Source organism: Ancylomarina sp. 16SWW S1-10-2 (assembly GCF_009669305.1).
GTDB lineage: Bacteria > Bacteroidota > Bacteroidia > Bacteroidales > Marinifilaceae > Ancylomarina.
The window spans coordinates 74,062-86,723 of sequence record NZ_SADB01000018.1 but is presented as its reverse complement, the minus strand read 5'-3'; the positions used below and the strand labels follow the sequence as shown (position 1 = coordinate 86,723).

9 protein-coding genes and 1 pseudogene are annotated in these 12,662 nt (G+C 34.5%); 1 reads left to right on the top strand and 9 read right to left on the bottom strand.

Features of this window, described 5'->3' with window-relative positions; translation table 11 throughout:
- The 8 genes and pseudogenes from EMN46_RS14510 to EMN46_RS14475 all read right to left on the bottom strand — a co-directional run.
- Nucleotides 1–206, bottom strand: a pseudogene (locus EMN46_RS14510) (IS3 family transposase); the annotation flags it as partial.
- Nucleotides 207–729: 523 nt separating this feature from the next.
- Entirely contained in the window at nucleotides 730–1,989 is a 1,260-nt protein-coding gene (locus tag EMN46_RS14505) for a (Fe-S)-binding protein (protein ID WP_154201538.1), read from the bottom strand.
- A gap of 66 nt (nucleotides 1,990–2,055) precedes the next feature.
- Nucleotides 2,056–3,021 carry an electron transfer flavoprotein subunit alpha/FixB family protein gene (locus EMN46_RS14500; protein WP_154201537.1) on the bottom strand — a complete coding sequence of 322 codons (966 nt, stop codon included), beginning with the start codon at nucleotides 3,019–3,021 and terminating at the stop codon, nucleotides 2,056–2,058.
- A 71-nt stretch (nucleotides 3,022–3,092) separates the two neighbouring features.
- Nucleotides 3,093–3,842, bottom strand: a complete 750-nt coding sequence (locus tag EMN46_RS14495) for an electron transfer flavoprotein subunit beta/FixA family protein (RefSeq protein ID WP_154201536.1) — start codon at nucleotides 3,840–3,842, stop codon at nucleotides 3,093–3,095.
- 80 nt (nucleotides 3,843–3,922) lie between these two features.
- Nucleotides 3,923–5,062, bottom strand: a complete 1,140-nt coding sequence (locus EMN46_RS14490) for an acyl-CoA dehydrogenase (protein WP_154201535.1) — start codon at nucleotides 5,060–5,062, stop codon at nucleotides 3,923–3,925.
- A 51-nt stretch (nucleotides 5,063–5,113) separates the two neighbouring features.
- The gene (locus EMN46_RS14485; RefSeq protein WP_154201534.1) at nucleotides 5,114–6,358 is read right to left on the bottom strand and encodes a beta-ketoacyl synthase N-terminal-like domain-containing protein; all 1,245 of its coding nucleotides are present in this window, start codon (nucleotides 6,356–6,358) and stop codon (nucleotides 5,114–5,116) included.
- Nucleotides 6,359–6,712: 354 nt separating this feature from the next.
- Complete coding sequence (locus EMN46_RS14480) at nucleotides 6,713–8,044, bottom strand: 3-hydroxyacyl-CoA dehydrogenase family protein (RefSeq protein WP_154201533.1); 1,332 nt, start codon at nucleotides 8,042–8,044, stop codon at nucleotides 6,713–6,715.
- Nucleotides 8,045–8,090: 46 nt separating this feature from the next.
- A complete protein-coding gene (locus EMN46_RS14475) occupies nucleotides 8,091–8,891 on the bottom strand; it encodes an enoyl-CoA hydratase/isomerase family protein (protein ID WP_154201532.1) in 801 nt (266 codons plus the stop codon).
- A gap of 315 nt (nucleotides 8,892–9,206) precedes the next feature.
- Between EMN46_RS14475 and EMN46_RS14470 the strand changes: the two genes are divergently transcribed.
- Nucleotides 9,207–11,036 (top strand): U32 family peptidase, encoded by a 1,830-nt coding sequence (locus tag EMN46_RS14470; protein WP_154201531.1) that lies wholly within the window; start codon nucleotides 9,207–9,209, stop codon nucleotides 11,034–11,036.
- 76 nt (nucleotides 11,037–11,112) lie between these two features.
- On the opposite strand, the gene pyk is transcribed toward EMN46_RS14470, so the two are convergent.
- Nucleotides 11,113–12,525 carry a pyruvate kinase gene (gene pyk, locus EMN46_RS14465; RefSeq protein ID WP_154201530.1) on the bottom strand — a complete coding sequence of 471 codons (1,413 nt, stop codon included), beginning with the start codon at nucleotides 12,523–12,525 and terminating at the stop codon, nucleotides 11,113–11,115.
- Between the last annotated feature and the right edge of the window lie 137 nt (nucleotides 12,526–12,662).

The window sequence follows — 12,662 nt, the reverse complement described above, 5'->3', positions numbered from 1 at the left end:
ACTATTTCAATTTTAGCTTGAAAATGAGAATAGTAGTATCTGTGATCTATCATTTCAGATTTAATTATTTTAAAGAAACATTCAGCTACAGCATTGTCCCAGCAATTACCCTTTCGACTCATGCTTTGTGTGATAAATTTCTTTTTGAATAAGTCTCTAAATTTAGCAGCTGTATATTGAACGCCCTGATCTGAATGAAATATTGGACTTGCAACAAAAAAGTAGACAATAAGTTAATTCATACTGCATTCTTTTTATTATTTAAGTTACATCCTTAACTATTTATTACACCCCTTTGGGGTTTAATGTCTTGTTCTAATCCTAATATCAGGGCTATACCCTGATCTCATTAATCTTGCCCCTTTGGGGCTTAGTATTGGACTTGCAACAAAAAAGTAGACAATAAGTTAATTCATACTGCATTCTTTTTATTACTTAAGTTACATCCTTAACTATTTATTACCCCCTTTGGGGTTCAATATCTTGTTCTAATTCTAATATCCGGGTTTTACACTAATCTTAATAATCATGTTCTTTGTGGCTATAATTCAATTCATATATAAAAAACAATAATCTTAATAACATCATTCTCTTTTCAAAGTCCCACCCCTAAATTATTGTCAAACCCCAAAGGGGTGCGATAAATAGCAAAGGTCGTAGGCCTTTGAATTATAAACACGAATCATTAAACCCCAAAGGGGCGAAATAATTTCTATCAAAACATCACAATTAATCCGCCCATTTCATTCTATCCTCAGGAGAAAATTGCCATGGAGCACCATTATTTTCAATATTTGCAAACATGGCATTCAATCCTGCAGGAGCCGAAGCCTCTTCCATAACGAGATAGCGTCGCATATCCATAATCAAATTTGGCTGACTTATTTCTATTGGACACTCTTGTGCACATGCATTACATGTGGTGCATGCCCAAATTTCTTCTTCACTTATATAATCTCTAACCAAGCTCTTTGTATCCTCAGTACCCTTAAGTAAAAGAGCTCCTTTTTCATTCATTCTATGACGAAGGTCAACGAGTATCTTTCTTGGAGATAAAAGTTTCCCAGTAATATTAGCTGGACAAACATCAGTACAACGTCCGCACTGTGTACAAGCTAAAGAATCCATATAATTTCGCCAAGTCACATCTTCAACATCCTTTACACCAAAACGCGTAACCTCATCTGTTTCGTCATAAGTTGCATTTGGGTCTAACATTAACTTCACCTCTTTTGTAACAGAATCCAAATTTGGATATTTAGCTAGAGGATCAAGATTCGAAAGGAAGACATTCGGTATAGATAAAAACACATGGAAGTGCTTAGAGTATGGCAAGTAATTCGCAAAAATAAAAATCAGAAGAATATGAGTCCACCATCCTGATTCTTGCATAACACCAAAATCAAATGAAGTCCATTGAATAATTTGGGATGACACAGGATAAACACCCAATATTTCATTGGAATGATTGCTGATATAACCCAAGTTAAATACTAAAAGAGATAGCATTAATAAACCTATAAAATAGAGAGAAAGCTGAGCATCTAAATTTGCTTTTGGTGTAATCTCGACACCTTTAAATCGCTTGATGTTCATAAATTTTCTTCTAACAATAAAGAGAACAATGAAAACTAAAATAATTAGGGCAAACACATCGCCCGATGCAATAATAACATCATAAAAAGTACCCATAAAAGCGAAAGATCGATCAAAGCCAACCAATCCATCGTAAACCATCTCAACACTGCCCATTGTAATGACAAGAAAGCCCCAAAAAACAAGCGCATGCATAAAACCAATCACTGGTTTTCTAAATATTTTACTCTGTCCAAATGCAACATTTAAAGTACGTGTTATTCTTGCAGATATATTCTTGATAGGATAAGCTGGCTTGGTCAGTTTAAAAAACGACCATAAGCGAAATACAGACCAGGCAAAGACACCTAGAGTTATAAGAAAAACAACAGTAAATAAAATTTGCTTTATCATGATAAATAGGCTTAGCTTATAAATTGGAAAACAAAAAGTCAGCTACTTAAGCTGACTCAATCAATATTACTCTCCACTACGGATTATCTCTGTTAATTTTGGAAGTACAGTCATTGCATCACCTACAACGCCATAATCTGCAATTGAAAATATTGGTGCTTCGGGATCTGTGTTAATTGCAACTATACATTTAGAACGATTAATACCAGCTACATGCTGAATAGCTCCTGAAATGCCAATGGCAAAATACAAGTTTGGAGCAATCACCTTACCCGTTTGCCCAACGTGCTCTTCATGTCCTCTCCAACCATCGTCGGAAACTGGTCGTGAACAAGCTGTTGCGGCACCTAATACAGAAGAAAGATCTTCAACAGGTTGCCAATTTTCAGCTGCTTTCATGCCTCTTCCTGCCGAAACTACGATATCAGCATCTGCCAAAATCATCTTATCATCGGCTTTCTCAACAGAATTTACCTTAATCTTAAAAATATCATCAGCCAACTCTGGCGTAAAACGTTCAATATTTAAAACCGCTGGATTTTCTACAATCCCAAAGGAGTTCTTCGATAGGGTCAGAATTTTCTTTTCAGAATCAATTTGAACGTAAGCAAAAGCTTTGCCTGAAAAAACGCGCTTTTTGATGATAAATGGATCCAATGATTTTGGAACATCTAGAACAGCAGCTGCCAAGCCTGCTTTCAGTTTAACCGACAAACGTGGTGAAATGGCCTTTCCTGAATTATTATCACTCAGAATAACATAAGAAGCTCCTTCCTTGTTTACAACCTGACTAATAACCTCAGCATAAATGCGACTACTTAGTATATTTAAACGAGAATCATCAACTGAAATAATTTTATCTGCTCCATACTGAGCTAGTTTATTTAATTCTGATTCATCAACCTCTCCTATAGACAGAATAAGTGTTTGTGTATTTAAGCGAGAAGCCAAATCTTTGGCATAAGAAACCAACTCGTAAGTCGATTTTTTAAATTTCCCCTCCCAATTTTTTGCAAATGCGATTACTGACATAGCATATAATATTTTAGAATTTATCTTATCTAGTTTAACTAATCACTATAACTTAAATCAATACTATTAAGCTATAAAACTTTAGCCTCAGACTTTAGTAGATGTACCAATTCTTCCAACTGATCAGCAGCAATCATTTGACATGATGCTTTAGCTTTTGGTAATTCGAACTCTACAATATGACTAAGTGAATCCAATTCAACGGCTGCAACAACCTCTAAAGGCTTTTTCCTTGCCATCATAATACCACGCATAGCCGGAATTCGAGGTTCATTAGTGATTCCTTTCTGAACAATTCCTATAAAAGGAGGCTTTAATTCTAATATCTGTTTCCCACCTGGAATCGCTCTATGGATAATAATATTTTCATTCTCAACATCAAGTTTTGTCATTGATGAAATGGCTGGGCAATCCATAAATTCACTAAGCATTCCTCCTACCGAAGAACCGTTATAATCACTAGATTCAATACCACTTAATACGATATCAAAAGGATTCTCTTTAACATAGGCAGCAATTTGACCTGCAACAAAATAGGCATCTAAAGGCTCTGCATCTATTCTAATTGCTTTATCGGCGCCAATGGCTAATGCTTTTCTTAAGGTAGCATCACTCTGATTTAGGCCTACATTTACAACACAGACTTCATCAATCGTATTGGAGCTATCCTCTTTTAGTTCTATCGCTCTAGTTAAAGCTAATTCGTCCCAAGGGTTAATAATCCACTGAACACCTGCATTATCAATCTGCTTATTATCATCGGTTAATTTTACTTTGGTGGTGGTATCGGGAACATTACTGATACAAACTAATATTTTCATATGGTTTATACTTTTGTAGTTAGTATTAATTTATCAACAAGTAATTTAACATTCTTGAATACTTAATTAAGATAAGCAATCTAGGCTAACAAGCCCCTTGAAATCACAATTTTCTGTATTTCAGAGGTACCTTCATAGATCTGTGTAAGCTTCGCTTCGCGCATCAAACGTTCAACATGGTACTCTTTCACATAGCCATTCCCACCATGAATCTGCACTGCTTCTGTCGTTACTTTCATAGCTGTTTCGGCAGCATAAAGCTTAGCCATAGCGCTTGCTTGTCCATAAGGCTTACCTTGATCTTTTAGCCAAGCAGCTTTTAAACAAAAGAAACGAGCAGCTTCAATTTCAACGGCCATATCTGCTAATTTAAAAGCAATGGCTTGATGTTTAAAAATTTCTTTACCGAAAGTTTTTCTCTCTTGCGCATATTTCAAGGCTAATTCATAAGCTCCAGAAGCAATTCCTAAAGCTTGCGAAGCGATTCCAATTCGTCCACCTTCAAGTGATTTCATTGCAATAGTAAAACCCTGTCCATCTTCACCCAAGCGATTCTCTTTAGGCACTTTCACATTATTAAACATAACCGAATGCGTATCAGAAGCTCGCATTCCCATCTTATTTTCGTGAGGACCAATAGTAATTCCATCAAGCTTTGAATCTATTAAAAAGGCATTAATCCCATGATGTTTCTTTTCTGGATGCGTATGAGCAATCAATAAATAGGTTGAAGCCGTTCCACCAGAGGTAATCCAATTTTTGATGCCATTTATCAAGTAATGATCGCCCATATCAACAGCAGTAGTTCTTTGTGATGTAGCATCCGATCCTGCTTCTGGTTCTGAAAGCAAAAAGGCTCCAATCTTATCTCCTCTAGCCATTGGTTTTAAGAATTCCTGTTTCTGAGCTTCACTCCCATATTTTTGAACTCCCCAGCAAACCAAGGAATTATTCACAGACATAATAACTGAGACCGATGCATCTACTTTTGAGATTTCTTCCATAGCTAAAACGTAGGAAACAGCATCCATTCCTCCTCCATCATATTCTACATCGACTAGCATGCCTAAAAATCCTAACTCGCCTAATCGTTTAACTTGTTCGGTTGGATAGGTTGCGTTTTCATCACGTTCAATAACTCCAGGCAATAATTCTCGCTGTGCAAAATCACGTGCAGCATCTCGAATCATTTCTTGTTCTTCGGTGAGTTCAAAATTCATAGTGTGGTTATTTAAGGATTAGTAGTTTGTTGTATTTCGTAGTTATGTGTTTTAGCCTTTTTTATAAACAATGGAAACCAGAGTTTTGTCATCTCCGCCCATATTAATACTTAAAGCATAAGGTCTATCTGCATTAATTTTAATTTGTGCATCACCAGCTTTACCTGTCAATTGTTCCCACAGCGTTACGGCTTGATGAACTCCAGTAGCTCCCGTTGGGTGTCCCCATCCAATTAAACCTCCAGTTGTATTAATAGGCATTTCTCCGTCTCTTTTTGTTTTTCCATCAATTACAAAATCGATTCCTTTTCCTGGCTCGGCTAAGCCTATAGCTTCAATTGCCATAATACCTGCAATAGAAAAGCAATCGTGTAATTCAATTGTTCCTAATTGACTGACACTTATGTCTGCCATATTTAGTGCTTTTTTAACAACATTTTTTGTAGTATCCAATACGGTAATATCTGTGGGATCTTGAGTAATATCTGAAGCCATTTGTGCAAAACCAAGCACCTCGATAGCCTCTTCGGGCTTAAAGCCTATTTTTTTAAGACCATCTTCGGAAACAACTGCTATAGCCGAAGCTCCGTCTGAAACCTTAGAACAATCTAGAACCGTTAAATGGTCAACAAATTTCTTTGGATTTAATGGCATCTTATGTGCCGTATCAAATAAATTGGATTTTTTATTTTCTGATTCTTGGGCAGTATGACACAACCTAGCATTCTCAATAGCATTAACATACCACTGACTCATAGCTATGCGTGTTCTATCTTTTCCATATTTTTTATAGTAAGCTCCAGCTCTATCACTAAACACACCAGGAAAGAAATAGGCATGTCCTTTCTTTCTAGATTGATTCCATCCTGCACCTGCAAGAATATCGGCACCATAAACCGCTTTCTTTGTATTCTGCACCTCAACACCCACAGCTAAAACCACATCAGCCGTTTCAGCCAAAACCGATTTAATAGCTGATATCAAAGCTAATCCTCCAGAAGCACACGCTCCTTCGACACTTATAGATGGTTTATATTTAAACCCTTCATCAATTAAAGAGAAGAATGCGGGTAAATTTCCCTGATTATTAAATCGTGCAGCCATAAAATTGCCAATGACCCCTTCATCTACTTTATCAGCTCCTCCAATTATTTCCAATACAGCTTGCCCAGCCTCTTTTATATAACTTTCTAGCGATCGACTTCCTTTTTTAGGGTTAAATTCTGAACGGCCTGTTCCCATTGATATGGTATTATAACCAGCAATCATGTAGATTTTTCGGCGAAGGGATTTCATAGAAGTTAGCGTTTTTAATGAATTTCGATTCAAACGAACGGAAAGTTTACTTTCAACTTAATTTAGATCTTAAGACTCTAATCATCTAAACTTAAAGAATGAAGCAAATCTCTTTCCACTTACTTAATTTAGTAATAATTCACTTAAAATCAGAATCTTCACAAGCATATTTATTTAAGAATAAACATAATAAATTCGATCCTATTAGCAGAAACATTATGAATAGCTCAAATTATTAAATGCAATTTAGATTATTTTTATACTGAATTTATTATTCAATGAAAAAACAAAATAATAAGACAAAAAAAAGCTCAACCTAAGTTGAGCTTTATAATATCTGTTGGAAAAATAATTCTATTCGAAATAATTGTTTACTGGACCATAGGAATGATAAAAACCAGTCTCCATCACTTTATTTACAGCTTTGGTATCAGCAGCAACTCCACCATCAACTAATAATTGTCCAATAGCTTTTGATTTTAGTCCATAAGCCACAGCCAATTTTGCTGCTGAGCTATTCAATGTTTTTAATTCCTTAAAGAAAGGTGCTAACATGGCTTCTCTTTCTCTTTCGCGAATTACAGTTTTCCAATCTAAAATTACAGAAGGCTGAGGTGCAAAATAATCTGCATTAGCTATCTTAACTTCTTCGATATCCTTATAAGCCTTCGCATCCATATTGTAAACTGCAACAATCTTACCTTTTACATACTTAAAGAAACCATCTTTCTGAGAACCATCAGAATACTGACCTCCAGTTACACCAAGCTCGATATATTTATTCAAGATTTCATGAGACAATTTTTCTTGAGGAAAAGCAGCTTGCATACTTTTTAGAATAAAACACATCACATCAACACCCACATAATCCATTAGTTGATAAATTCCCATTGGGCGAAGCAGTAAATCGCGACTTACTGTATCAACACGGTAAATGGCATCAGCCAACTTAATATCCTTAGTCATTCCGTTGGCTTGGTCTAATGCAAATAAAGCATCACGCATAAAATGACCATTTCCAATAAAACCAGCTACATCACTAGAATATACGACAACCTTTCTCATCGATTTCGCTAATTCTTCTGAAAGTTTAAGCAAATCGGAATTTATATTCTCAACTGGAATGAGTTCAAGCAATTTTTGAATTACTGGAGGATTGTAAAAATGGAAACCAACAATATCACCATTCAAACCTGCTTCTGTATCAATCTCACCTAAAGGAATTGAAGATGTATTACTCAGAAACCAAGCATCAGGGTTATTCTGCTTAATCTGTGAAAATAACTTTACTTTAAGCGCTTTGTCTTCTTTAATGGCTTCAAAAACAAGCTGAGAATCGTAGGCCGTTTCAATACGCGTGCTGGTTTTAATCATTGCCATCACATCGGTAGCATAAGCATTAATCACTTCCTCATTATCAACAAGGCTAGCATTATTCTTATACCATTCTCTTAGTTCAACGATATTTTTCTCACCATATTTAAGTAGTTGAGATTTTAAATATTTCAACAAACCTTCTAGAGCTTTTGGAGAAACATCAATGGCATTAATAATGAAATTTTCTTCACGTTTAGCACCAATTTTAAGTTTGCCGACTTCAAATGCTAAAAGGGCCATAATACCACTACCCATTTTACCAGCAGCACCTAATAAACTAATGTTTGTGTACTTATTTATGTAGTTCATTTTGTTATTTGATTTTATGTTCAGATTATAAATCTAAAAATTGTGATTACTTCCAATTAGGTTTACGTTTCTCTATAAATGCATTAACACCTTCAATTCTCTCAGTCTGCTTTTCGTCGAATAAGTTTCCAAACTCTCTCGATTCCATTTCTTCAGCATCGGTACGAGTCATTTCTTTTCCTTCACGCAAAACTGTTTTTAATATTCGAAGTGCATTGGGACTATTTTTAGCAATTTTCTTAGCCATATCAATAGCATCATCCAAAACTTGATCAGCTTCAGCTAATTTTTGCACCAAACCTAATTCGTATGCTTCAGTTGCTTTTACACTATCAGCAGTCATCATTAAATACATAGCATGACCCAAACCAACCTGTTTTAAAGCCTCAACAGTGCCATTAAAACCAGGAATTAAACCTAAGGATACTTCTGACATTCCAAGTTTAGTATCCTTATTTGCCACTCTAATATCACAAGATAATGCCAACTCTAAACCGCCTCCTAATGCATAACCATTGATAGCCGCAATGACAGGAATTGGCAATAAAGCTATATTCCGAAACACAGATTTTCCTTTCTCAGCAAAATCATAAGCGTCCTGAACAGACATATTTTGAAGTTCTTTGATATCTGCACCTGCAACAAAAGCTCTCCCAGCTCCAGTAATAATTAATACTCTAACATTAATCGACTGTTTAAACAAAACTAGAAAAGACTGTAATTCGTCAAAGACCTCATTATTAAGAGCATTTAAAGCATCCGGACGGTTTAAAGTCAGAATACCAACTTCATCACGTTCTTCGTAAATTAGATAAGAAAAGTTCATAAAATTACCTTGTGTAGACATTTCGTATAATTGAATTCATTAATAATTAAGATAATGATAGGATTTATACAGCTCTTAAAATCACAATTTCAAGACGCTAAAAAACATAAATGTAGAAAAAAAGCGATTAGCTGAATAAAAAACTTCAAGAAAGCCTATAAAAACAACAGAATAGCTCGGTTGAAAAACAATTTACGAAATACTAATTGAATTTTGGTGTATAATTACACACTAAATAAAATTTTATCCTTTTAAAATCAACATCAATCAAGAGTAAGTAATCATCTAAACTAAATATCATTTTAAAACATTACCTTCGCACTCAAACTAGAAATAATGCGAAAAATAGAACTTTTAGCTCCTGCTAAAAACCTCGAAACAGGCATGGCTGCTATTAACTATGGTGCCGATGCTGTTTATATAGGCGCTCCAAAATTTGGTGCCCGTGCCGCAGTTGGCAATACATTGGAAGATATAGGAAAACTTATAAAATATGCTCATAAATATTGGGCTAAGGTGTTTATTGCAATGAATACTATTTTATATGACAATGAACTAAAGGAAGCTGAGGCACAGATTAATGCACTATACAAACTAGGTGCTGACGCTCTTATTATTCAAGACATGAGTATTTTAGAAATGGACTTACCTCCTATTGAACTACATGCTAGTACTCAAACTCATAATTATGATTTGGAGAGGATTCAATTTCTTGAAAAAGCGGGTTTTAAGCGTATTATTCTAGCAAGAGAAGTATCTCTTGAACAAATAAAAGTTATTAGAGCTAACACAAATGTCGATTTAGAATATTTTGTTAATGGTGCTCTTTGCGTATCTTTTAGCGGACAATGCTATTTTTCTCATGCCATTTCGGGTCGATCAGCAAATAGAGGCGAATGTTCTCAAGCTTGTCGTATGAAATACAATTTGGAAGATGCCGAAGGAAATGTTATTGCCAAAGACAAGTATCTGCTTTCGCTTAAAGATTTGAACCTTTCGAATGAAATAAGTGAGATTGTAAATGCTGGTATTTGCTCCCTTAAAATTGAAGGTAGACTAAAGGATATTTCTTATATCAAAAATATTACCAGTCATTACAGTCAAAAGCTAGATGAAACAATAAGTAAAAACAAAGAACTAGAAAGAGCTTCTTCAGGAAATGTTAAAGTTAATTTTGAGGCTGATCCTGATAGAACCTTTAATCGCGGATTCACACCTTACTTCTTTAAAGGAAGAGTTCCCGACATAGCCAACTTCTACTCACCCAAATCATTGGGTAAAGAAATTGGTAATATTATAGGAGTAAGAAAAGATCATTTCCAGATTAAAAGCAAATATCCTATTCACAATGGTGATGGCTTATGCTTTTTCAACAAGAATAAACTTTTAACCGGAATACAGGTTAATGGTGTTAAGTGTGATAAAATTTACCCCAATGATATGAGTATGGTTTGCGATGGTGTGACACTTTACCGCAATAATGATCATGAATTTGCAAAAGAATTAAAGCAAGATAAAAGTATTCGTAAAATATCTATTGATATTCTTTTTGAACAACAGGATAAACAATACTTTATACATATTACTGATGAGAATGGTGTTTCTGCATCGAATAGTATAGATGGTGTATTTGAATTAGCCCAGAATGAGGAAATGGCTAAAAGCAATATTAAGAAACAGTTATCTAAACTTGGTAGTTCAATTTATGAGTTAAATTCAATTCAATTGAACTTTAATGAAACACCATTTATCCAAGCTAAATTATTAAATGAGCTTAGAAGAGAAACGCTTGACAGTTTGACTCAAACTCGTATTGAACTTGCTGAAAAAGAGAAAACTCAACCTCTAATTTCACACCCAAAATATGACTCAGATAAGATTTCTTATATGGGCAATGTAAGCAATTATAAGGCTGAAGACTTTTATAAAAAGTGCGGGGTAAATGATATTGAACAAGCTTTTGAGCTTCAAAAAAATTATGATGGGAAAACGCTAATGGTAACAAAACATTGCCTACGTTATGAATTTGGCAAATGTTCAAAATTAGTGAAATCGATAGGTGAAAAACCAGGCCCACTATATTTAGTTGATAGTAACAATAAAAAATACCGTTTGGAATTCGACTGTAAGCGTTGTGAAATGAAAATCGTAATGATGCCCAAATAATTGTAATTCCACCTAAAAATAAAAGCTCATATCAAATTTGATATGAGCTTTTGTTTTTTATCTAAGTTTAATAAAATCAAACCTTATGTGTCAATTGATAAACATTTGAAACTTCCATAAAACTAACGCCTTTAGATGGGCCAAAACTACCACCCAATATAATTATAGAATCTTCACTTTTAAAGTATCCTTTACCCATCAAAGTAAACATGACTTCTTTCACGAACTCGTCACGACTATCCAATTGTTCTTTATAATCAGCTTCCACACCAAATGAAAGAGCCAATTCTCTCATCACTCGTTTTGAATAACAAAGAGCATAAACAGGAACATTTCCTCTATAAGATGACAAGTAACGACCTGTTCTTCCCGTAAGTGTATCTGTAACAATTGCTTTAACAGGAAGATATTGCGAAGCATTAACAGCCGATCTTGCCAAAACTGATGTTACAGCCTTATGAGTTGGTTTATGAAATAATTTATCTGGCAACAATTCCTTTTCAACTTCCTTTGCCACTTTAGTCATTACTTTAACCGCCTCGATAGGATAATTTCCATAAGCCGTTTCACCACTTAGCATGATTGCATCGGTTCTTGTATATATTGCATTTGCAATATCACTTACCTCAGCTCTAGTTGGACGTGGATTTTCTATCATCGAATGCAACATTTGAGTCGCTATTATAACCGATCTTTTCTTATCCACACATCTACGAATTATATCTCGCTGTATAACAGGGATTTTAGCAGCTGGAATTTCAATAGCTAAATCACCTCTAGCTACCATTACACCATAAACACATTCAATAATCTCATCAATATTATCAACGCCTTCTTGGTTCTCAATCTTAGCAATAATTTTTATTTTAGAATCTCTCGCATCAAGAATTTCTTGTATTCCTAATATATCTTCTTTTCTACGAACAAAAGAATGAGCAATAAAATCTATATCTTGATCTATAGCAAACTGAATAAACTCTTTATCCTTCTTACTTAATGATGGTAAGTCGATTGAAACGCCAGGAATATTAACACTCTTACGATCCTTTAAATAACCATCATTTTGTGCTTCAACTGTCAAAAACTCTTCATTTTTTTCAGTCACTAAAAATTCAAGATCCCCATCATCAATAAGTACTCTATTTCCAACTTCAATGTCTCGTACAATAAACTCATAGTTAACAGAGAATATATCTTTGCCTGTCAAAACAGATTCAGACCCTACAATTTTCATCTTATCTCCCTTAGATAGATAAACATCGTATTTGACATTAGCTGTTCTGATTTCAGGTCCTTTAGTATCAATCAACAAGGCTATTTTTTCCGATACAGCTCTCACATTATCAATTACTTTTTGAGCATCAGCATGTGATTGATGAGCTGTATTTAAACGAACAACATTCATCCCCTCCTCAAAGAGTGCAGTTAAAAATTCAACATCGCATTTTTTATCTGAGATTGTTGCAATGATCTTAGTACCTTTCTTCATAACAAAGTTTTAATTTAATCTGAGCACTTACTTTTTTAAAAGTAAAAAATAATAAATTTATGAAATGGTGAATGCAAACTAACAGCCTATATTCCTTATCAGAATACTTGTTCTAATAATAAATCAACTTTTAATTA